This is a genomic window from Flavobacterium sp. LK-23, assembly GCF_058135255.1.
Genome location: NZ_JBYUVT010000004.1, coordinates 215,022 through 238,470 on the forward strand (window position 1 = coordinate 215,022; position 23,449 = coordinate 238,470).

At 33.6% G+C, this 23,449-nt stretch carries 21 protein-coding genes; 6 read left to right on the forward strand and 15 right to left on the reverse strand.

The window, feature by feature from the left end; translation table 11 throughout:
* The first annotated feature begins 78 nt into the window (after nucleotides 1-78).
* Both AC3Y25_RS08405 and AC3Y25_RS08410 read left to right on the forward strand, forming a co-directional pair.
* A complete protein-coding gene (locus AC3Y25_RS08405; RefSeq protein ID WP_250836727.1) occupies nucleotides 79-1,116 on the forward strand; it encodes a formimidoylglutamase in 1,038 nt (345 codons plus the stop codon).
* Nucleotides 1,117-1,252: 136 nt separating this feature from the next.
* Complete coding sequence (locus AC3Y25_RS08410; protein WP_489902435.1) at nucleotides 1,253-2,500, forward strand: DEAD/DEAH box helicase; 1,248 nt, start codon at nucleotides 1,253-1,255, stop codon at nucleotides 2,498-2,500.
* Here the strand turns inward: AC3Y25_RS08410 and AC3Y25_RS08415 are convergent.
* The 3 genes from AC3Y25_RS08415 to aroC all read right to left on the reverse strand — a co-directional run bounded on the left by AC3Y25_RS08415 (nucleotide 2,497) and on the right by aroC (nucleotide 7,181).
* Nucleotides 2,497-4,680: a response regulator gene (locus tag AC3Y25_RS08415; protein WP_489902436.1), complete on the reverse strand. Its 2,184-nt coding sequence runs from the start codon at nucleotides 4,678-4,680 to the stop codon at nucleotides 2,497-2,499. The two genes, AC3Y25_RS08410 and AC3Y25_RS08415, sit on opposite strands and share 4 nt — an antisense overlap.
* Before the next feature lie 126 nt (nucleotides 4,681-4,806).
* A complete protein-coding gene (locus AC3Y25_RS08420; protein ID WP_427874576.1) occupies nucleotides 4,807-6,069 on the reverse strand; it encodes a dicarboxylate/amino acid:cation symporter in 1,263 nt (420 codons plus the stop codon).
* A 53-nt stretch (nucleotides 6,070-6,122) separates the two neighbouring features.
* Complete coding sequence (aroC, locus tag AC3Y25_RS08425; protein ID WP_250836731.1) at nucleotides 6,123-7,181, reverse strand: chorismate synthase; 1,059 nt, start codon at nucleotides 7,179-7,181, stop codon at nucleotides 6,123-6,125.
* Between the two features lie 188 nt (nucleotides 7,182-7,369).
* Here aroC and AC3Y25_RS08430 point away from each other — a divergent pair, with 188 nt between their 5' ends.
* Both AC3Y25_RS08430 and AC3Y25_RS08435 read left to right on the forward strand, forming a co-directional pair.
* Nucleotides 7,370-8,191 carry a UDP-2,3-diacylglucosamine diphosphatase gene (locus tag AC3Y25_RS08430; protein ID WP_427874577.1) on the forward strand — a complete coding sequence of 274 codons (822 nt, stop codon included), beginning with the start codon at nucleotides 7,370-7,372 and terminating at the stop codon, nucleotides 8,189-8,191.
* 139 nt (nucleotides 8,192-8,330) lie between these two features.
* Nucleotides 8,331-8,828, forward strand: a complete 498-nt coding sequence (locus AC3Y25_RS08435) for a hypothetical protein (RefSeq protein WP_095930509.1) — start codon at nucleotides 8,331-8,333, stop codon at nucleotides 8,826-8,828.
* 204 nt (nucleotides 8,829-9,032) lie between these two features.
* Here AC3Y25_RS08435 and AC3Y25_RS08440 read toward each other — a convergent pair whose 3' ends face one another.
* From AC3Y25_RS08440 to AC3Y25_RS08475, 8 genes are all read right to left on the reverse strand, one after another.
* On the reverse strand, nucleotides 9,033-9,458 hold the full coding sequence (locus AC3Y25_RS08440; RefSeq protein WP_250836734.1) for a protease complex subunit PrcB family protein: 426 nt from the start codon (nucleotides 9,456-9,458) through the stop codon (nucleotides 9,033-9,035).
* A gap of 14 nt (nucleotides 9,459-9,472) precedes the next feature.
* Nucleotides 9,473-10,618 carry an N-acetyl-alpha-D-glucosaminyl L-malate synthase BshA gene (gene bshA, locus AC3Y25_RS08445; RefSeq protein WP_095930507.1) on the reverse strand — a complete coding sequence of 382 codons (1,146 nt, stop codon included), beginning with the start codon at nucleotides 10,616-10,618 and terminating at the stop codon, nucleotides 9,473-9,475.
* 238 nt (nucleotides 10,619-10,856) lie between these two features.
* Complete coding sequence (locus AC3Y25_RS08450) at nucleotides 10,857-11,504, reverse strand: hypothetical protein (protein WP_489902437.1); 648 nt, start codon at nucleotides 11,502-11,504, stop codon at nucleotides 10,857-10,859.
* Between the two features lie 123 nt (nucleotides 11,505-11,627).
* Nucleotides 11,628-12,110, reverse strand: coding sequence for a hypothetical protein (locus AC3Y25_RS08455; protein WP_057116491.1), 483 nt, complete (start codon nucleotides 12,108-12,110; stop codon nucleotides 11,628-11,630).
* Between the two features lie 95 nt (nucleotides 12,111-12,205).
* Nucleotides 12,206-12,997: a (Fe-S)-binding protein gene (locus AC3Y25_RS08460; protein WP_250836736.1), complete on the reverse strand. Its 792-nt coding sequence runs from the start codon at nucleotides 12,995-12,997 to the stop codon at nucleotides 12,206-12,208.
* Between the two features lie 135 nt (nucleotides 12,998-13,132).
* Nucleotides 13,133-14,470, reverse strand: coding sequence for a 4Fe-4S dicluster domain-containing protein (locus AC3Y25_RS08465; protein ID WP_489902438.1), 1,338 nt, complete (start codon nucleotides 14,468-14,470; stop codon nucleotides 13,133-13,135).
* A 6-nt stretch (nucleotides 14,471-14,476) separates the two neighbouring features.
* Nucleotides 14,477-15,442 (reverse strand): MlaD family protein, encoded by a 966-nt coding sequence (locus tag AC3Y25_RS08470; protein ID WP_095930503.1) that lies wholly within the window; start codon nucleotides 15,440-15,442, stop codon nucleotides 14,477-14,479.
* A 50-nt stretch (nucleotides 15,443-15,492) separates the two neighbouring features.
* A complete protein-coding gene (locus AC3Y25_RS08475; protein WP_320492021.1) occupies nucleotides 15,493-16,614 on the reverse strand; it encodes an N-acetylmuramoyl-L-alanine amidase family protein in 1,122 nt (373 codons plus the stop codon).
* A gap of 82 nt (nucleotides 16,615-16,696) precedes the next feature.
* Here AC3Y25_RS08475 and AC3Y25_RS08480 point away from each other — a divergent pair, with 82 nt between their 5' ends.
* Together AC3Y25_RS08480 and AC3Y25_RS08485 are read left to right on the forward strand one after the other, a co-directional pair.
* The gene (locus AC3Y25_RS08480) at nucleotides 16,697-19,399 is read left to right on the forward strand and encodes a putative LPS assembly protein LptD (protein ID WP_172426924.1); all 2,703 of its coding nucleotides are present in this window, start codon (nucleotides 16,697-16,699) and stop codon (nucleotides 19,397-19,399) included.
* A 28-nt stretch (nucleotides 19,400-19,427) separates the two neighbouring features.
* Complete coding sequence (locus tag AC3Y25_RS08485; protein WP_095930501.1) at nucleotides 19,428-19,808, forward strand: RidA family protein; 381 nt, start codon at nucleotides 19,428-19,430, stop codon at nucleotides 19,806-19,808.
* Here AC3Y25_RS08485 and AC3Y25_RS08490 read toward each other — a convergent pair.
* From AC3Y25_RS08490 to pfkA, 4 genes are all read right to left on the reverse strand, one after another.
* Entirely contained in the window at nucleotides 19,789-20,163 is a 375-nt protein-coding gene (locus AC3Y25_RS08490; RefSeq protein ID WP_095930559.1) for a methylglyoxal synthase, read from the reverse strand. The two genes, AC3Y25_RS08485 and AC3Y25_RS08490, sit on opposite strands and share 20 nt — an antisense overlap.
* A 10-nt stretch (nucleotides 20,164-20,173) precedes the next feature.
* The gene (locus tag AC3Y25_RS08495; protein WP_095930500.1) at nucleotides 20,174-21,025 is read right to left on the reverse strand and encodes an N-acetylglucosamine kinase; all 852 of its coding nucleotides are present in this window, start codon (nucleotides 21,023-21,025) and stop codon (nucleotides 20,174-20,176) included.
* Between the two features lie 131 nt (nucleotides 21,026-21,156).
* Complete coding sequence (gene gap, locus AC3Y25_RS08500; RefSeq protein ID WP_012026555.1) at nucleotides 21,157-22,161, reverse strand: type I glyceraldehyde-3-phosphate dehydrogenase; 1,005 nt, start codon at nucleotides 22,159-22,161, stop codon at nucleotides 21,157-21,159.
* Nucleotides 22,162-22,256: 95 nt separating this feature from the next.
* Complete coding sequence (gene pfkA / locus AC3Y25_RS08505) at nucleotides 22,257-23,243, reverse strand: 6-phosphofructokinase (RefSeq protein ID WP_095930499.1); 987 nt, start codon at nucleotides 23,241-23,243, stop codon at nucleotides 22,257-22,259.
* Nucleotides 23,244-23,449 lie beyond the last annotated feature (206 nt).

A 23,449-nucleotide genomic window follows, 5' to 3' on the forward strand; every position in this document is an offset into this window, starting at 1 on the left:
TAACAAATTTAAGAATTAATATAAGGTAATAACGTAAGTTTCTACAATTATATTATTTTTGGAAAATAAATTTTTTTCATGGAAAAATTAATCCCATTCACTATAAATGATTTAGCTAAAATCACAAATCACAGAAGTGGTGAAATAAAGTTCGGAGAAAAAATGATTGTCATTCCGCCAGGAATTGATAAGATTAATTTTATTAAAGAAAGTGAAGCTAAGTATGTGCTTCTAGGAATTCCCGAAGATATTGGTGTGCGCGCCAATTACGGAAGGCCTGGAGCCGCTTCTGCATGGCAATCTGCGATAAAAAGCATTGCCAATATTCAGCACAATCGTTTTTCTAAAGGGAGTAACATTATTATTTTAGGACACATTAATGTTAGTGACGAAATGCGTCAGGTTGAAAACTTAGATTTTAACGACATTGACGATCGTTCAAAATTAAGTCAGCTGGTTGAAAAAATAGACAAAGAAGTCTCTCATACTATTTTTACTATAATCAAAGCTGGAAAAACTCCAATTATTATTGGTGGAGGCCACAACAATGCTTACGGAAATATTAAAGGTGCCGCTCTTGCGAAAGGAAAACCAATAAATGCAATCAATTTTGATGCGCACTCTGATTTTAGAATTTTAGAAGGCCGCCATAGCGGAAACGGATTTTCATATGCTTACGAAGAAGGTTTCTTAAAGAAATATTTCATTTTTGGCCTTCACGAAAATTATACGTCAAAAAGCGTTTTAGATATTATAAAAAAATTGGAAGACCGCGTTCGATACAATACTTACGACAGTGTCAACATTAGAAAAGAAAAAGATTTTAATCGCGAAATGATTACCGCTTTGGATTTTATTAAAAGTGATGCTTTCGGAATTGAAATTGATCTTGATGCGATTCCAAATATTGCCAGCAGCGCCATGACTATCAGCGGTTTCTCTGTTGAAGAATTAAGACAGTTTGTTTCTTTCTTTGGCGAACATAAGCATGCTGCATATCTGCATATCTGCGAAGGAGCGCCAGATTTAGATAATTCTCCAAACAATAATTTAATCGGTAAATTGATTGGTTATTTAGTTACCGATTTTATCAAAGCAAACATCGAACCCGCTTGATTTTAAATACCCTATTGGGTTATGCCATAAGGCCTATTTGCCAAATAAAAGCAAATTCAAACAAACGATTGAACGAATAAACATATCTTTGCACAGCATTTTAGTTATTAAAACTGAAATACTAAATACCAAAGATATGTTATTCGAAGATCTATCACTTTCAAAAAGTATACAAAAAGCCGTATTTGAAGAAGGCTACTTAAATCCGACTCCAATTCAGGAAAAATCAATTCCGATTGTATTAGAAGGCCGTGATTTAATTGGCTGTGCGCAGACAGGAACAGGAAAAACGGCAGCATTTGCTATTCCAATCATACATCAATTACACCGAATTGTCGGTTCATCAAAAAAAGCAAAAGTGATTCGTGCGCTTGTGGTTACGCCTACTCGCGAACTAGCAGTACAGATCGGTCAAAGTTTTGACACTTATGCAAAATATACCAACTTAACGCAGCTGACTATTTTCGGAGGAGTTTCTCAAAATCCGCAAGTAGATGCTTTAAAAAATGGAGTTGATATTTTAGTTGCCACTCCAGGACGTTTATTAGACCTTCATAAGCAAGGTTTTCTTGATTTAAATCATTTGCACACTTTAGTACTAGATGAAGCCGATCAGATGCTGGATATGGGTTTTATAAACGATGTCAAAAAAATCGTAAAACTGACTCCTAAAAACAGACAAACGTTACTTTTCTCTGCAACAATGCCAATTGCAATTCGCGAACTTGCAGAAATGTTTCTTCAAGATCCAGAAAAAGTTGAAGTTTCTCCCGTTTCTTCTACAGCGGAAAATGTCGAACAGCGCATTTATTTTGTTGATAAAACAGAAAAAAGAAACTTGCTATACAATTTAATTAAAGAAGAAAATTTATCAAATGTGCTTGTTTTCTCGAGAACAAAACACGGTGCCGATAATGTGGTAAAAGCACTTCGTAAAAAAGATATTCCTGCAGAAGCTATTCACGGAGATAAATCGCAAAACGCAAGACAAAGAGTTCTAGATGCCTTCAAAAACAAAGAAGTTGGAGTTTTGGTTGCAACCGATATTGCAGCACGAGGAATTGACATTGAGCAATTGCCTTATGTAATCAATTTTGATTTACCGAATATTCCAGAAACTTACGTTCACCGAATTGGCCGTACAGGTCGTGCAGGAAATGGCGGAATCGCAATTTCTTTCTGCGGAAAAGATGAACTCCCATATTGGAAAGACATTCAAAAATTAATAAAAGTTGACGTAAAAACGATTGCTGACCATCCGTATCAATGGCATTCTGGAAGTCAAGAAGCTGGAGAAAAACCTAAAAGCTCAAACAGAAGTGGCGGAGCTCACAAATCGAGAAAGTCAACAAACGCTAAGAAAAACAAAAAACGCTGGTACTAAACAGCGTTTTTTTCTTTTATAAGGAAATTGATTATTTTAAATAATTTAACCGGTTCAAAAGGTTTAATAATAATATCATTCATCCCAGATGAAATCGCCTCATCTGTAATTTCATCTTTATCAAAAGCCGTCAAAGCGACAATAGGAGTTTCTATACCTTGAAGACGTATTCGTTTGGTGGTTTCAAATCCGTTCATTAAAGGCATATTAATATCCATTAAAATTAGATCGAACGTATCGTTTTCTAACGCTTTAAGAGCTGCAAAACCATCATCGACAACTTTACAGGAATAATTGTTTTTTTCGATAATCTTTTTGGTAACCAGCTGATTAATCAAATTATCTTCAACCACTAGAATTTTGTAAACTTCACTTGAAGTCAAATCAACTTCAATCTCATCAATAATACTTTTCGTTTTGGCTAAATCATGCTCAAAAGCAATAGTAAACGAAAATGAAGTTCCTTTTCCTAAATCGCTGTCCAAAGTAATAGTGCTTCCAAAAAGCCCTAAAAGCCTTTTTACAATACTAAGTCCCAATCCTGTACCTTGATAATCTTCGTCTTTACGGCCAACTTGAACAAACTTTTCAAAAATCTTATTCTGATCTACAGCCGCGATTCCTATTCCGTTGTCTTTTATCAAAAAATCTAAATAATGGAGCTTTCCTTCTACTTTATTCAGTTTTACTATAATTTCAACTTGTCCGTCTTTGGTAAATTTCAAGGCATTGCTGACCAAATTCATTAAAATCTGAGCCAAACGCAATTTATCACCAATTAAATATTCTGGAATATGAGAATCAATATCAATAGAAATGCTGTTATTATTCTTCTGCGAAAGAAAAGAAAGCGAATTCTTAATTACCGTAATTTCATCAGAAATATTAAAAGTCAGATTCTCCAGTACAATTTTATTCTCTTCAATTTTGTTGATCTGCAAAATATCATTTACAAGAGACAATAGATATCTCGCAGAAAACTTCAAAGAACTTAAATGCTGGCTTCTCGAAATTTCTTTATGTTCTTCGAGCAGCATATTAGTGATGCCGACCACTCCATAAAGCGGAGTACGCAATTCGTGGCTTATAGTCGATATAAATTGCGTTTTGAGCAAAGAGGCTTCTTCTGCGATTTCTTTCGCTTTAAGAAGCTCTAAATTGTGTTTTTTCTTGTATCTTATATTCTTTATCAGTGTGATAATTAAAATTAAAAGAATAAGCGAAATCAAAATAAAAAGGATTACAATGATTTTTGACTTTCTTAAACTTTGAGATTGCTCTACTTTTTCCCCCTCAACTTTATCAATCTGCCTTTTATATTCGTCCAATTCTAGACTTAGACCAGCTTGAGAAGCTTTTTTTAGTTTTTTGACATCATATAAATTATCGGAAAGATTATAATGATCAACAAGCGCTTCATAAGCTTCTTTGTGCTTATCAATTTTATTTAAGAAATGAGCATATTCTAAATAAGCATGTGCCAAATCTGTTTTTTCTTGACATTTTTTTCCAGATTCAATAGCACTCAAAAAATAGGCATTTGCAGCCTTGTAATCATTTTTATGGCTAGCATAAATACCATTCAGCATATCAACTATTACTTCTGTCGATCCGTCATTATATTTTAATTTCGTGCTATTAACATATTTTAAAAAAAGATACCCTTGATTGAAGTTTCCAATATCAAAATAAGCCCAAGCAATATTGACATTGGTAAAATAAACCTCTTTCAAATCATTAATTTTCAAAGCATAAGCAACTGCTTTTTTGTAATTACGGATTCCTTCATCAAACTGTTTCTTTTCGAAACAATACATATTCCCTAAATTATTATAGAGAAGACATTTTATAGAATCGTTATCGGTTTTATTGGCATAATACAGCCCCTTTTTGTAGAAGAAAATCGCTTTATCAAACTCTGCCAATTCATTATAATTGGCCGCGATAATATTATAGGAACGAGCAGTAAGACAGTAATCTTTTAGCACTGTTGCCGCATTTAAGGCTGCCCTAGAATAGATAAGTGATTTTTCGAAATTAGATTCTCTAAAATTTAAAAGTGCTTTCTTTACAGTCTTATCAATTTTAGGATCTAGATTACAATTAGATTGCGCGATTGCCGAATTGGCAAAGCAATTCAGAATCAGAAGTAAAAGTAAAAAAATCCGTTTTTGGGGCATCAATCGGCTAGTTTGATCAAATATACACTTTAAAATAAAAAAAAGCTGTATTTCATAAAAAAATACAGCTTTTCAAAAATTATTTTCAACAACTAAGATAAAAAAATTAAAATCTCAGCTTTTTTATTATTCTTTATTGTTTTCCCATTGTCCAACAACAGAAGTCGCCAATGCATTTCCTAATACATTTGTTGCACTTCTAAACATGTCGCAGAAGTGGTCAATTGGAAGAATTAATGCAATTCCTTCAATCGGAATATCAAACATACCACACGTCGCCGCAACGACAACCAAACTGGCACGTGGAACACCTGCAATACCTTTACTGGTAAGCATTAAAACTAAAAGCATTGCCATTTGCGTTCCTAAATCTAAATGCACATTATAGAATTGGGCAATAAAGATGCTCGCAAAAGTCATGTACATCATACTTCCGTCAAGGTTAAAGGAATATCCAAGCGGCAGCATGAAAGAAACGATTTTATCTTTTACTCCAAAACCTTCTAATTCTTCTGTTAATTTAGGAAATACGGCTTCACTACTTGTAGTTCCAAAAGCGATTGCTAGAGGCCCTGTAATACGTCTTAGCAATTCTGTCATTCTTCCTTTTAGGAAAATATATCCTATCACAATTAAAATTGCCCAAAGCGTACCGATACCAATTAAAAACGAACCGAAAAATTTGAAGTACGTAATAACCAATTCTTCTGCATCTCGAATAGCAAACACACCTGCAATGGCTCCAAAAACTCCAATTGGAGCAAACTTCATTACATAGTTTACCATTTTCAAAACAATGTGCGATAGTTTATCAAAAGCACTAATAATTGGCTTTACTGTCGACCCTAAAGAAGCTGCTGCTAATCCGAAGAAAATAGAGAAAACTACAATCTGAAGAATTTCATTGGTAGCCATCGCTTCAACAATACTTTTTGGCACGATATGCTCAACAAAATTATCAAAAGACAGATTTTGTGTTTTACCTGTAACCTCAGAAGCTGCTGCCATATCAACGTGATCTAGTTTTAGACCAACACCTGGCTGCAAAATATTTACGTAAAACAATCCAATTAAAAGAGAAATAAATGAAGCTGTAAAAAACCACCCAATAGCTTTTCCTCCAATTCTTCCTACGGTTTTAATATCACCCAATTTCGCAATTCCTACTACCAAAGTCGTAAAAACCAATGGAGAAATAATCATTTGCACCAAACGAATAAAGACGGTTGCCAGCATTTTAATTTTACTGCTAAATGCCTGCGCTGATTCTGGCGAAATGGTGTTGTGCAATATAATTCCTAAAATGGCTCCAAGAACCATTGCAATTATAATTTGCCCTGTTAATCCCGAAAGAAATGATTGTTTTTTAGTTTCTGTAACTTCTTGCATTAATTTATTTTTTAATTATTAAAATAATAAGACCCTCACTGTCTTACCTTTTATTAATATGTTTTGTTGATTAAATAAAAATCAGCCAAAACAATTGCGGCCATCGCTTCAACAATTGGCACTGCGCGAGGCACTACACATGGATCATGACGTCCTTTTCCAGTCATTGGTGTAATGTTTCCTTTATTATCTAAAGAATCTTGAGTCTGCATAATAGTTGCAACTGGCTTAAAGGCAACTCTGAAATAAATATCCATTCCGTTGCTTATACCACCTTGAATTCCGCCTGATAAATTTGTTTTTGTAGTTCCGTCAGGATTGTATAAATCGTTATGCTCGCTTCCTTTCATTTCAGATCCAGAAAAACCACTTCCGTACTCAAAACCTTTTACTGCATTAATAGAAAGCATTGCCTTTCCTAATTCTGCATGAAGTTTATCAAATACTGGTTCTCCTAAACCAACTGGAACATTTTGAATTACACAACTCACAACACCTCCAACAGTGTCTCCCTGTTTGCGGATCTCTCGAATATATTCTTCCATAGTCGCTGCAGATTTTTCATCTGGACAACGTACTGGATTGCTTTCAATTTTTGAAAAATCTAATTCTTGGTATGGTGTTTCTAAGTGAATTGGACCAACAGAAGAAACATAGGCATTGATTTTAATTTCTGGCAACATTTGCTTTGCAATTGCACCTGCTACTACTCTACTTGCTGTTTCTCTTGCAGAACTTCTTCCGCCACCACGATAATCGCGGAAACCATATTTCTGATCGTAAACATAATCAGCATGGCTTGGTCTGTAATTATCTTTTATATGAGAGTAATCGTCTGATTTTTGATTGGTGTTTGGAATAATGAAACCGATTGGAGTTCCAGTCGTTTTTCCTTCAAATATTCCTGATAGAAACTGAACCGCATCTGGCTCTTTTCTTTGTGTAACAATTGCCGATTGACCTGGTTTTCTACGAGCCATATCTAATTCAATTGCTTCAAAATCTAATTGTATTCCCGGAGGACATCCGTCAATAATTCCGCCTAAAGCTTCACCGTGAGATTCTCCAAATGTAGTTACTTTATATAGTGTGCCGAAGCTATTTCCTGCCATTGTGTTTTGTTTTGAGCAAATGTAAGTTTTATGAATTAAATTAAAAAATTTAAAACTGGTATTATTAACGAAACATTAAATGGGATAAAAATCACAATTTGGTAAAATTACCCTCTTTTTGGTAACCTTTTAATAAAATTAAATTTCACAAATTTTCTTTCATTTGTAAAACTTCAAATCAAGAAAAATTGAAAAAAAGAAATGTCGAATTGGTCATTCTTTCTGATGTCCATTTAGGAACTTACGGAAGTCACGCTAAAGAACTAAACAACTATCTTTCAAGCATTAAACCCAAAACTTTAGTTTTAAACGGCGATATAATTGATGCTTGGCAGTTTCGTAAATCGTATTTCCCAAAAGCACATTTACGAGTGATTCAGCGCATTATAGGAATGGCTTCTAAAGGAACAAAAGTTTACTATATTACTGGAAATCACGACGAGATCCTTCGAAAATTCAGTGATATGAACATGGGAAATTTTGCTCTAGTTGATAAATTAGTTTTAGAATTAGACGACAAAAAAGCCTGGATTTTTCACGGAGACGTGTTTGACGCCTCGGTTCAGCATTCAAAATGGATTGCAAAATTAGGCGGATTGGGTTACGATTATCTAATTCTAACAAATCGATTTGCAAATTGGTGTCTGGCAAAATTAGGACGCGAACCTTATTCTTTTTCTAAAAAAATAAAAGCCAGCGTTAAAAAAGCAGTAAAATTTATTTCTGATTTTGAAACCACAGCAACCGATCTAGCCATTGAAAAGAATTACGATTATGTTATCTGCGGACATATTCATGAACCAAAAATAATGACCAAAGAAAATAAATACGGTTCTACTTTATACCTAAATTCTGGTGATTGGGTAGAAAACTTAACGGCTCTGGAATACCATAAAAAACGCTGGAAACTGTTCTCTTACAAGGCTAGTAATTTTGCTGAAGAAGAAAATCTTTTAGAAATGGAAGATCTAATCACTTCTCAGCTCATTTCTTCAATAATCCTTAAATAAAGACCTCAGAAGCAGTTTTTTAAGAATTTTAACGGTCGGAATTCCTAAAAATGAAAATTATATAACAATTTTCAAAAATATTATACGTTCTCTATTTGACTGATATAATACATTTGAAAAAAATTAATTAACCATTTTTATGAAAAAGATACTTTTATCTGCCCTTATGCTTCTTGGTTTAGCATTTACGGCTCAATCACAAGAAATTTCGAAACACGCTTTAGGATTACGTCTGGGAGACAACAACGGATTTGGAGGAGAAATATCGTACCAATTAGGATTAAATCAAAAAAACAGACTTGAATTCGATTTAGGATGGAGAAACAGCAGTGATGTAGACGCCATAAAAGGAGTTGCCCTTTACCAATGGGTTTGGAACATCGACGGAGGTTTTAACTGGTATGCTGGTGTCGGAGGAGGACTAGCTGCTTGGGATCACGATTACTACAACAACAATTACAGATACAGTGATAGCGGAACTTATGTTTTTGCAGCTGGAGATATCGGTATAGAATATAGATTTAAAGAAGTGCCACTTACCCTATCATTGGACGCAAGACCAGAAATTGGTTCAGGTTACTATGATGATGACAATTTTGGATTTGACGTTGGTTTAGGCGTTAAATTTAGATTCTAAATTAAAATTAAAAAATAATTGTAAGAAGAAACCTGTCGTTTAAAAGCGACAGGTTTTTTTTTATTTTTTTGTTTGAGACTGTATCGAAGAGTTCTAGCCTAAAAAAAGGCTTCGACTCCGCTCAGCCTGACAAACTTTGAAATCGCTTCCTAAGAAACAATCAATGTCAGGCTGAGCGGAGTCGAAGCCCAGACCTTACATATTTTACTTAATAATAATCTCTTTTTTAGAATGAATTTTCACCACCGTATAAGGATATGAAATCACCTGCATAGTCATGGCATCTTTTGCTGGACTATTTTCTTTTACAGTGATAATGATATTTTTATCTGTTTCTTCTACTTTTTCAACATCAATAGAATAACCGCTTGTATTTTTTTCGCCCATATTTAGAATCACATAATTGTAATCCTGAATATCGGGATCCTTCATCTTATGCGCCAAAAGCGGATCATTTTCAAGCATTTTGATTTCATTTGGCTCGGTCAAAATTTCAAAAAACTTGATATTTCCACCGCCATCAGATTGAGTTGTTAAAACTTCGTACAATGCCGCATTTGAACTTCCAACCTTCTTTACTCCGCACGAAATCAAAACAAAAATCGCTAAAACAGAAATTACTTTTTTCATCTTATTCTTTTAAATTAGTGCTTCTCCAATTTGTAATCATCAACTGCTTTCTGATATAAAGCTTCATATTTAGGCAAAATGTTTTTAATGTCAAATTTTCTAGCCACTTCTAGAGCATTTGCCTTAAACTGACTTAAAACCGCATCGTCTTTTAAGATCTTCAATGCATTTTGTGCCATTTCTTCAACGTTTCCGACATTGCTTAAGTATCCAGAAAAACCATCAAAATTTACTTCAGGCAAACCTCCAGAATTACTTGAAATTACCGGAACACCACATGCCATTGCTTCCAAAGCCGCCAAACCAAAACTTTCAGTTTCTGAAGGCAGTAAAAATAAATCCGTCATGCATAAGATTTTATCAATTTCATGGCTATTCCCAAAGAAAATCACTTTGTCTAAAATCCCCAATTCCTGACATAAAATCTCAGCTTTTTCCTTCTCAGGGCCATCTCCAACCATCATCAATTTAGCTGGAATTTCTTTCTGAACGTTATAGAAAATCTTAATAATATCTGGAATACGTTTTACTTTTCTAAAGTTACTAATATGAGTAATAATACGCTCATTCTCATTCGCCATTACATAACGGTGACAAGGCGCATTTGGATCTTTTTTGACTTTGTCCAATTCAATAAAATTCGGAATCACCTTAATTTTATTTTTGATTTTGAACAATTTCAACGTATCATCTTTCAAACTCTGCGAAACCGAAGTCACATAATCTGATTTATTAATACTAAAAGTCACCGCAGGCTTATAAAAAGGATGATTTCCAACAAGCGTAATATCGGTACCGTGAAGTGTTGTAATCATCGGGAGATTAATTCCTTCATTCTTAAGCATTTGTTTTGCCATATAACCTGCATAAGCATGCGGAATGGCATAATGCACGTGCAGAAGCTCAATTTTGTACAATTTCACCATATCAACCAATTTACTAGACAACGCTAATTCGTAGGGCTGATAATGAAACAAAGGATATTCCGGAACGTTTACTTCGTGATAATGAACATTCGGATTCAAAAGTGCCAATCTCACTGGCTGGCTATATGTAATAAAATGTATTTCGTGTCCTCTTCTGGCCAATTCGAGACCTAACTCAGTAGCTACTACACCACTACCTCCAAAAGTAGGATAACAGACAATTGCTATTTTCATGTATAAAATTTAATTCTACGAAAATACTCAAAAATAGCGTTTAATTAACCGTTTAAATTGTTAGATTTTTGACAAAATTAGATTAATACTGGTTGATAAATATTTTTAGGAGCAGCACAATATCGGTTAAAAGAACCACACTCCCGCTGTCCGTTATATCTTTTATGCCGAACACCGGCATAAAAGTATATCACTCCCATCGGGGCTAGATTAGACCTTTTGTTTTCAAAACACCGTTTTAAAACTGCGCAGCAACAAACAAAACGATTTGAATTAATAATAACAGCCAAAAAAACAATAATGAAGGTTCAACAGTTTCAGAAATAAATTGATTTAATTTTACCGAAACTACTTCAGATAGTTTTAAATCTTTGTCGCTAAAATCAACATCATCCAGATTTATCTTTTGAAACAAATAATTAATCACTTTCTTTTTGATTTTAGAACTTTCTTTATCATTTCTGTTTGCTTCTAAAAGTTGCATTTTCAACAACGCTTTATTAGAAACCGCGCTCGACCAATTGTTTGAAGCTGTTAATTTATCAACCAGAAAGACAACTTTAGAATCTATATAACTGGCAAATACTTTATTTTTCCAAGTCAGATAAATCATCTGCTGAATCGCAGCTTTATTTGCAATCAAAAAATACAAAATAGCAAAAACTGGAGCTCCAGCAAGTAAAATAAATCCGTAAATATTATTTAAAAATAATCCCGACAAAAAAGCGTAAGCATTTCCATGTCCGCCGCCAGCAAAATCAGCATTTTGAAAAAGAATGATTAAAAAAAGGATCAACGTAAACAAATTTCCGATTATCATTATAACTAACCATTTCAAACTTGATTTAGCCGAAATACCCGCAACAACCTTAATTTCTTCTTTCATAAAATTTAAATTATACTTTTAGAATTTACACAAACAATAATAATGAATTAACATTTATAATCCTATAAAAAAGAAAGGCGTAAAATATAAATTTTACGCCTTTTCTATTATCAATATTTTCTCTTAGAAAAATCTGCTGTGCCAGCTATCGGCTGCAGGAACTTCCCACGACTCATTAAACTCTTCGATATTGTTTACCAAATTATTGAAAACAATTGTATTCTCAGAAACTGATTTATCTTTTACCATTTTCTTGAAATCAATTAATGGTTTATGTGCAATATGCTCTCCAAGTTTAAAAGTAACATTCATTTTATCCAATAAATCAACGTTGTACTTTTTCTCTAGACTTTGAATAAATTCAACAGAACTATCAATAGAACAACCTGTAGCGGCTTGAACATCTTGATTTACTGCCAATATAATAAATCGGTTGTATTTTAATAAAAACGAAGCTTCTAGACTTGTGCCGTGTGCAGCCCATTGTTCTACAAAAGCTTTTAAATCTGTTTCGATTTCAGAAAACTCTTCCTCAGAAAATTTTCTGTTCGACTGGTAAATCCAAACTCTAGACTCACCTGGTAAATTTTCAAAAGGTATATACATTTTTAATTTTAGATTTTAGATTGTTGATTTTAGATTTTTAAGATTCAATCTTAGAATCTTAGAATCTTAGCATCTTAGTAACTTAGAACCTCAGATTACAAATCCTGTGCATTTGCAATTAACTCAGCAACGTCCATAACTTTTACCTCACCCTCTTTATGAGCATGTTTAATTCCATCCGTTAACATTGTATTACAGAACGGACAACCCGCAGCAATAATGTCTGGTTTTACTTCTAATGCATCTTCTGTACGAAGAACATTTACTTCTTTATTTCCAGGTTCAGCATCTTTAAACATTTGTGCTCCACCTGCTCCACAGCATAATCCATTTGCTTTAGAACGTTTCATTTCAACTAATTCTACGTCCAATTTCTGAATTAAATCTCTCGGTGCTTCGTAAACTTTATTGGCTCTACCTAAATAACAAGGATCGTGGAACGTAATTTTTTTACCTTTAAATTGTCCGCCTTCAACAGTTAATCTTCCGTCATCAATTAATGATTTTAAGAATTCTGTGTGATGAATAACTTCGTAATTACCTCCTAATTCTGGATATTCATTTTTCAATGTATTAAAACAATGCGGACAAGCCGTAACGATTTTTTTAGCTTCATAAGCATTCAAAACCTCGATATTCATCATGGCTTGCATTTGAAACAAAAATTCATTTCCAGCTCTTTTTGCAGGATCTCCAGTACAACTCTCTTCTGTACCTAAAACTGCAAAAGAAACATTGGTACGATTTAAGATTCGTACAAATGCTTTAGTAATTTTTTTTGCTCTATCATCAAAACTTCCTGCGCAACCTACCCAAAACAAAACCTCTGGCTGTTTTCCTTCGGCAAGCATTTCTGCCATTGTTGGTACTACTAAATTTTCTGACATTTCTCTCACTTTTGTTTAATCGGTTAATCGTGAAATTGTTTAATCGCTAAAAGCGAAATGACAATTCTGTAAAACCGAAATATTATTTTAAAATCGATTAAACGGTTAAAGAACTAACCGATTAAACAATAAATTTTAATTCTCGTTTTTCCAATTTAAACGGTCTTGCTGGCTGTATTGCCAAGGTGCACCGTTATTTTCAATATTAGTCATCATTGCATTCAATGACATTGGAGCAGCACTTTGTTCCATCACCAAATAACGACGCATATCCATAATAATAGACAACGGACTAATATTTACAGGACATTCCTCAACACAAGCATTACAAGAAGTACAAGCCCATAATTCTTCTGGCGTGATATAATCGTTTAATAATGTTTTGTTATCTGGAACAAAGACACCTTTATTAGCATCAATATTTTTACCAACTTCAGTCAAACGATCTCTTGTATCCATCATAATTTTACGTGGAGACAATTTTTTACCGGTTTGATTTGCAGGACAAGAAGAAGTACAACGCCCGCATTCTGTACATGTATAAGCATTTAATAACTGAACCCAGTTTAAATCCTGAACATCGCTTGCACCAAATTTACTCGGAGCAGCGTTTTCATCAACCGGAGCTGCCGCAAACGGATCAGCATTTGGATCCATCATTAATTTCACCTCTTTTGTAACAGAAGCTAAATTGTCAAATTGCCCTTCTGGTTTTAAGTTTGCAAAATACGTATTCGGGAAAGCCAAAAGAATATGCAAGTGTTTTGAAAAGTATAAATAGTTCATAAAAACTAAAATACCCGCAATATGCAACCACCAGAAAACTTCAAATAACAATCCAACTGTTTCATTAGATGTACCATTAAAAATTGGCGCAATAAATTGACTTATTGGATAACTTCCTGCTTTATGAAAATGAGAATATCCGCCTGGAACATTTTGCAAATGCAAATCTGAAGCATTCATCAATAAAAACAAAATCATTAAAACAGTTTCAAAGTACAAGATGTAATTGGCATCACTTTTTGGAAAACCAGTTAAATCAGAATGTATAAAACGCTTTAATCTAATAAAGTTTCTTCTTAGCCAAAATACCGTAACAGCAAAAATTACAAGTATTGCCAATATTTCAAATGAAGCAATTAAAACATCATAGACCACACCTAAATAAGGCGCAAAAACTCTATGTGTTCCAAAAAGTCCATCAATAATAATCTCTAATAATTCGATATTAATTATTATGAAACCTACATATACAAAAATATGAAGGATTCCTGCAACAGGGCGTCTCACCATTTTTGATTGCCCAAGAGCAATCAATGCCATGTTTTTCCAACGAGCTTTAGGATTATCTTTTCGATCTACATCGACTCCCAAATTAATATTTCGGATGATTTTTTTTACGCTCGCTGCAAAAAAACCGAAACCTACTATAAGAAGTACTGCGAATAAAATATTATCTAAATAACTCATTTATAATTATTTTTTATCTGTTGAGTTTGTTTCTTCTGTTGGCGCTACGTATGGTTTATTTTTCTTTCCAAAAAGAGAAACGTTTACGTAACGGGTTGGATAAAGACGAAGATCTTGCAATAACAATTCAAGCTCTTTTGAAGTTTTAGTCAGGTTATTATACAAAGCCTCATCGTTAAGTATTTTTCCTGCTGTACCTTTTCCAGAATTCAAGTTGTTCATTAAAACATCAACTTTAGCTAAAGTTTGGTTCAAATTGCGAACTGTTTTACCTAAATCTGCTTTATTTAATGAATCTGAAATCTTATTGAAGTTACCAGACATTTTATTGAAGTTTGTAACCATTCCATTAATCTGTCCTTTATTTGTATCCAAGATATTGTTAAGACTTCCAGATGCTTTATGAAATTGTTGCATTGTCTGACTTAATTCAGCAATTGTTTTCTTTAGATTTTCTTGAGTATTCTTATCTAAAGTATTGTTTAATCCTGTAACCAAATTATCAATATTCAAAAGCATTTTATCAAGCTTTTGCTGAATTGGTTCAATTTTTCCTCCTAATGATTCTGTCAAACCTAATTCAACAGTAGAAGTTAATTTCTGTCCGTCTTCAGCCAATTCTTTGTCAGCAAAATTCGGAATGATTTTAATTTGTTTTCCTGCAATTAAACTTGGAGAATAAATTGCCGCTGTACTGCTTTTAGTAATTGGGAAATCTGTTTTAAGCTGAAGTTCAACTAGTAATTTACCTGTTACTTCATCAATTGTAATTTTACTTACTTTACCAATTGCAAGTCCATTTAGTGTTACTGGAGCTGATGGTGATAAATCCTCAACATTATCATATTCAGCATATAAGACAGTATAATTAGTAAAAAGATCTCTACCTTTTAAAAAACTATATCCCCAGATAAATAATAAAATAGATACGATGACTAAAATAGCCGTTTTAATTTCTCTTGTTAGTTTCAAAATTCTAAGTGTTTGTACAAAATTAATATAAATATTCGAACTTGCGCTTATTATTTAATCGCGTCCTGAATACTGATTTTTTCTCCATCTTTAGTTGCCACTAAAAATGCTGCGCCATATCCTTTACCTTTAGCTTCTTGCAGATATTTTTGAGCGGTTTCGTAACTTGGAGTTTCTTCGTAGAAATATTTATAAATATTATTTTCGTACACCATTGTTACATTTTTCAATCCTTTAAAATTTTTAGGCTCTAAAGGTGTTTTTTTGATACTTGCAATAAGCTGTACTTTAAAAAATGTTCCTTTTGGAGCATTCTTTGCTACTGCAACCGGAGTAGTTGTTTTTGGTTTTGCAGGCGTAGTATCTCTTACGGGCCGACTCTCAGGAGCTTCCGCTCCTGTCCCAAAATATTCACGTTTATAACTTAAAATAGCTTCTGCAATTGCTCTTGCAATATCATCTTGGCCTTCTTCAGAATTCAGGATATTTCCTTCTGTTGGGTTCGACACAAATCCTGTTTCAACCAAAACTCTTGGCATATAAGCTTTATGAAGTACCATAAAAGGAGCTTGCTTCACTCCTCCGTGACGAAGTTTTTTTCCTAATTTTTCAAAATTTTCCTCGATTTTAGTCGCAAGTGTAATACTATTATCTAAATATTCTTCCTGCATCAAAGTCATACCAATCATGGACTCTGGCGAGTTAGGATCGAAACCTTCATATTTACGCTTGTAGTCTTTCTCTAATGTAATTACAGAGTTCTCTTTTTTCGCCGCTTCAAGGTTTGAGGCTACTTTACTTAAACCCATTACATAAGTTTCTGTTCCGTCGGCAGCCGTATTTTTATTTGCATTACAGTGAATAGAAACAAAAATGTTCGAATTTGCACGGTTAGCGATATTAGCTCTTTCAACTAAATCTATAAAAACATCTGTTTTACGAGTATAAATTACATTAACATTAGGATTAAGCTCTAAAATCTTCCCCACTTTCAAAACAATAGCTAAAGCAATATTCTTTTCAATTCGTCCGCTATAAACCGCTCCGAAGTCATGATCTCCGTGCCCCGCGTCAAGTGTTACCTTAAACACATTTGACTGACTGTGAGCATAAAAGGACGATATTATTAGAAATAAAGTAAATATTACCTTAAATTTGTTAATTCTATTCATAAATCTAAAAGTTAATTTTAATAAAATGCAGCTGTTATAATTTTTAGAATTGATTATTTTTGCCAAAAAATTATATGTAAGTTTGACATGTCAAAAAACAAGCCATAATTTTACAAAAATAGCATTTAAACCTTTGCACACAAACTTATTTAATATCGTTTTAATATCATTTTTCCTAACTATAGGTTGTGGTAATTTATACTCGCAAGAAATAAAAAACAAAAAAAAGCCTTTACCTGCTGTAAAACAAACAGATAAAGAAAATCCTGCCATTACAGACACCATAAAACTAGATACAGTTAAACCAAAAAAGACTTTTTTGGATGGAAAAGTAAGATACAAAGCAAAAGACTATGCTAAAATTGATCAGAAAAAAAAGCTGATCACCTTATATAATGAAGCGGAATTATACTACAAAGATGTCGAATTAAAATCGGGTATAATTGTTCTTAATTATGAAAAAGACGAAGTTTATGCCGGAAGAATTAAAGATTCTGCTGGAGTATTAACTCAATATCCTAACTTTAAACAGGGATCAAGCGAAGTGCAACCAGATTCTATTCGCTTTAATTTTAAAACAAAAAAGGCTTTAATTTATAATTCAAGAACAAAACAAGGCGAATTAAACATTAAGGCTTCTGTAACTAAAAAAGAAAACGACTCTGTATACTTTTTAAAAGGTGCACGTATTACAACTGCTCAAGATATTGACCATCCTGAATACTATTTCCAAACGAGTAGAATTAAGTTTGTACCTGGTAAAAAAATTGTTGCAGGCTTAACGCAAATGGTAATTGCCGATGTTCCTACTCCACTTGCATTACCTTACGGTTTTTTCCCTTTAAGCAAGGAAAAAAGCGTATCGGGTATTATCATCCCGAGTTACAACGATTCTAATACACGTGGATTTTCATTGCAAAATGGAGGTTACTACTTTGCTTTAAGTGATAATTACGATTTAACCGTACTTGGTGATTATTATACCAACGGAAGTTACGCCATGCGATTTGAATCTGCATATGCGACAAGATATAAGTATCGAGGAAATGTGAACATTCGTTTTGAAAATTTAATTAGCAGCGAACGCGGTTATCCTGATTATTCAAAACAAAGCATCTACAATATTCAGTGGTCACATTCTAAAGACACAAAATCGAACCCTAATTCTACTTTCTCTGCTTCTGTCAACATGGGTAGTAGTAAGTACTTCAAACAGTCTATCAACCAAGCCAATATTGGATCGAACTTAAATAACACATTAAGCTCATCTATTTCGTATAATAAAACATTTAATACGATCCCAGGTTCCCGTATTGCGCTATCTGCAACTCATAGTCAAAATACACAAACAGAAGACATTATTATGACACTTCCGTCTTTACAAGGAAGTATTGACCGTATCTATCCTTTTGTTGGAAAAAATGGGGTTAAAAAAGGATTAATCAAAAATATCAACTTACAGTACAATGTAAGCGGTAAAAACTATTTCAAAACCAAAGATTCGCTGTTTTTCAAACCACAAATGTTTGACGATGCACAATTAGGTTTACAACAGACTATTCCGTTAAGCACCAACTTTAAAATCTTCAAATATTTTAGTGCTGGAGCTTCTACAACTTATCAAGAAACATGGGTCAATAAAACGATTCAAAAAGTTTACGACCCTACAGAAGGACAAACAGTTAACAAAACCGTAAATGGTTTTGACTCGTTTAGAACATACAATTTCAGCACTAATTTAGGTACGACGATTTACGGAACTTTTAATTTTGGAGACGATAAAAGAATCCAATCTATTCGACACGTAATGCGTCCGAGTGTAACTTATGCCTATACTCCTAGTTTTGAAAAATACTACGATACGTATGCTGTCGATGCTTCTGGTAGAATTACTTCTGAGTACACGCGATTTGAAAGCGGAATATATGGATCGCCAGGAAAAGACAATTCAAACATTGTTGGTTTTGCTTTGAGTAATACTTTTGAAGCTAAAGTAAGAGATCGAGACAGCACAAAAACAGAACCTAAAAAAATAATGCTGTTAAACAACTTAAACTTTAGCACAAGCTATAATTTTAATGCTGACGGAAAATCAACATTTGGATGGCAGCCTGTATTAGTTAGTGGTGGAACACAATTTTTTGACAATAAAATGAATATGAACTTTGGTGCAACATTAGATCCTTACGCGATTGATAATGGTGGTAACAAAATTGACAAATTCAACATTGACAATGGCGGAAGTTTATTCAGAATGACAAGTGCAAACGTAACTGTAAACTACTCATTCTCGAATAAAGGAAGCGGAAAAGAAAAAGAACAAAACACACAGAGTCAACGAAACGGAGGTCGAAGCGATGACTTATTTGGTACCAATACCGACTTAAATGACAGCCGTAACAGTCAGTTTGCCAATGAACCCGAAAAAGATGATGTAATCACAGAATTCTTCAATTCGAAAGTTCCGTGGGACATGACACTTGCCTATTCGTTAACCTATTCAAACATCAAACGAGAAAGCACTATTTCTGGAAACTCTCTTATGATTTCCATCAATACCGATCTTACCCCTAAATGGAAAGCTGGAGTTTCTACAGGATACGATTTTGTACAAAAAGGAGTTACCTTTACACAATTCCGTTTTGAAAGAGATTTATTAAGCTGGAGAATGGCCTTTAACTGGCAGCCTTTGGGTACAAACTCTAACTGGAACTTCTTCATCGGAATTAAATCTGGTATGCTTAGCGATATCAAATGGAACAAACGAAGCGTTTCAAATAGATAAAATACTTTCGAATCAAAATAATTTTATTATGAAAAAGATCATTTTCACCGAGAAAGCTCCGGCTCCAATCGGGCCTTATAATCAAGCCGTTTTATCTGGAAACACACTTTATGCTTCTGGACAAATTGCAATCAATCCTGAGTCAGGAGAATTGATTACAGACAATATTAATGATGAAACACATCAAGTGATGCAAAACATTGCCGCTATTCTTGAAGCTGCAGGTATGACATTTGAAAATGTTGTTAAGTCAACTATTTTCATCATGGACATGAATAACTTTGGAGCAATAAACACGGTTTACGGTTCTTATTTTAACGAAAAAACCGCTCCAGCTCGTGAAACGGTTCAAGTGGCTTGTTTGCCAAAAAATGTTAATGTAGAAATTTCTATAATCGCTGTGCAATAGCATCTAATAATAATTGTGCCGTTGCTTCATTGGTTGCCAGCGGCACATTATGCACATCGCAAACACGAATTAGCATATTAATATCTGCTTCATGCGGATGGCTCGATAAAGGATCTTTAAAAAAGAAAACCATCTGCGTAATTCCTTCTGCTACTCTTCCTGCAATTTGCGCATCGCCTCCAAGAGGTCCAGATAGCATTCTTTGAGTTTTAAATCCCGCAGCTTCTGCTTTTCCTCCCGTAGTACCAGTACCAATAAGCCTTATCTTTTCATTATGCAAAACAGCTTCATTTTTGATTAAGAAATCAATTAAATCCGCTTTTTTTCCATCATGAGCAATAATGGCAATTTCCATAAAACCAGAACTATTGATTAGCGACATGGTAAGCAATTAATCCATCAATAGGTCTTCTTAAAACATTACCTAATTGAAGTTCATATTTATTAAATGTCTCTTGCAATTCGTCTTTCAAGTAAAATGCGATAGAACCAACAAAATGTACTGGAACTTCTTTGCAGTTATCAAATTGTTTGATGTAATTCTTAACGAAAGACTTCATTCCTTTGAAGATGATTTTTCTGCAGAACTCAGTGTCTTTATGCTTAATTAAAAATTTAGCGTAAGTAGCTAAATAAGCATTCGGGTTTGGTTCTTTATATAATTTGTTTTTAATAAAATCTGGATCAACGTCGTACTCTTTTTCAAGTTCAACAGCCAATTCTTTAGGCATTTTATTAAAATAGTATTTTCTAATTAATTCTTTTCCAAAAACATTACCACTACAATCATCCATAACAATGTATCCTAATGATTGTACTTTTTGATGCAATACTTTTCCATCAAAATAACTGCAGTTAGAACCTGTTCCTAAGATTGAAACTATTGCCTCTTCTCCTTTTGGAGTTGTTGCGTAAACAGCTGCATAAGTATCTTCTTGAACGTCTACAATGGCGTTAGAAAAATATTCTTGAAAAATTCTTTTTAACCACTCTTTCATTCTATCTGTACCACATCCGGCACCATAAAAGAATAAATGTGTAGCATTTTTTTTATTTTGTAAGATATCAAAACGGTCATTTAATCTTTCGATAATTTCTGGCTCGTCTAGAATTTCAGGATTTAATCCTAAAGTTTGTGTTGTGAATAATACTTTTCCATTATCATCTATCGCAATCCAATCGGCTTTAGTAGATCCACTGTCAACTATTAATTTCATTTGTTTAGTTTTTGGAATTAGGTTTCTCTATTCTTAATTCAAAAGTGTACTTTTTACATTAATTATAGAAGTAACAAAATAAGAAAATCCCGTTATTGTAAAGTAACGGGATTTTGCAAAAATATATATTATTATTTTAAACCTGCAATATGTACAGATAAATCGATTAATTTGCTTGAGTATCCGTACTCATTGTCATACCAAGAAACTAATTTGAAGAAAGTCGAATTTAAACCGATTCCTGCACCAGCATCAACGATAGAAGTTCTTTTATCTGAGATAAAATCTTGAGAAACAACTGCATCCTCAGTATATCCTAAGATACCTTTCATTTCGTTTTCTGAAGCTTTTTTCAATACAGCTAAGATTTCTTCGTAAGTAGTTTCTTTAGCCACTTTTACAGTTAAATCTACAACAGAAACGTCAGCAGTAGGTACACGGAAAGACATTCCAGTTAATTTTCCATTCAAAGATGGGATAACTTTTCCAACCGCTTTAGCAGCACCTGTTGAAGAAGGAATGATGTTGATTGCAGCAGCACGTCCACCTCTCCAGTCTTTTCTAGAAGGTCCGTCAGCTGTCATTTGAGTTGAAGTAGTTGCGTGAACAGTAGTCATTAAACCTTCAACGATTTCGAAATTATCGTGGATAACTTTAGCTAATGGAGCTAAACAGTTTGTAGTACAAGAAGCGTTAGAAACAACTAAATCAGAAGCTTTTGCAGTTTCGTGGTTTACTCCCATTACAAACATTGGAGCATCAGCAGAAGGAGCAGAAATGATAACTTTCTTAGCTCCACCTTTTAAGTGCTCGCTTGCAGTTTCGATAGTTGTGAAGATACCAGTACATTCAGCTACTACATCTACATCAACTTCGTTCCATTTTAAGTCAGCAGGATTTCTTTCTGCAGTGATACGGATGTTTCTTCCGTTTACATATAGTTTTCCTTCTTTAACTTCTACAGTTCCGTTGAAACGACCGTGAACTGAATCATATTTTAATAAATAAGCTAAGTGGTCTACGTCTAACAAGTCATTGATTGCAACAACTTCTACATTATCTCTATTGAAAGACTCTCTAAAAACGATTCTTCCGATACGTCCAAATCCGTTTATTCCTAATTTTACTTTTGACATTTTACTAAATTTTTTGCTTTTGTTTTTATTACACTAATTCAAAGTCTAATTTCCTCACAATAAACTTCTCTCTCTTTTTTTAAACTTTATATTGGTTATGTCGACATGATGTCAGACACTCTTAATAATTCTCTATCAATTTCTGATTTACCTTTGATAGCTTGCTCAAGCGGCGTTAAGATCACTTTATCTTCACGAAGTCCAACCATATAGTTCGATTTTCCTTCAATTAAAGATTCAACTGCTTTAACTCCTAAACGGCTTGCCAAAACACGGTCAAAACAAGATGGCGAACCACCACGCTGCATGTGTCCTAATACAGAAACACGTACATCATATTCTGGTAAATTAGCTTCAACATAATCTTTTAATTCGAATACGTTTTTACCAATTTTATCTCCTTCAGCAATTACAACAATACTAGATGATTTTCCTGATGCTTTACTTTTTTGAAGTGAATCTAAAAGACGATCTAAACCTAAATCTTCTTCAGGAATAAGAATTTCTTCTGCTCCTGCACCAATACCAGCGTTAAGAGCAATATGACCCGCATCTCTACCCATAACCTCTACAAAGAAAAGACGGTTATGAGAACTCGCAGTATCTCTAATTTTATCGATACAGTCTACAACAGTATTTAAAGCCGTGTCGTACCCTAAAGTAAAACTTGTACCATAAATATCATTGTCAATTGTACCAGGAATTCCCATTATTGGGAAATCGAATTCTGAATTAAAAATTAATCCTCCAGTAAAACTACCATCACCGCCAATAACAACTAAAGCATCTACACCAGCCTTAACTAGGTTTTCGTGTGCCTTCTTTCTACCTTCAGGGGTTCTAAACTCAACTGAACGAGCCGATTTTAAGATCGTTCCACCTTTGTTTACAATATTATTTACGCTTCGTGGTCCCATCTCCTTGAAGTCTCCTTCAATCATTCCTTGATACCCTCTATAAATTCCGATGCATTCTATATTATGGTATGCGCAAGTTCGAACAACTGATCGTATTGCAGCATTCATTCCAGGTGAATCTCCTCCTGAGGTAAGAACACCTACTTTTTTTATTGTTTTTGGCATTATTTAAGTATTAAAGTGTAAAATTAGCAAACATTCAGCACTTTTCGGGTTACGATTATCATAAATTAATAAAATCTGTTAAATTCAAACGTTTTCGTTAATAAGTTTTTTCTAGGAAAAAATTTCATTAAAAATAATAAAACCGTATTTTTTTAATTAAATCGTCAAAATTAACAATACCCTGATGAAGTGTTATAAAAATCAGA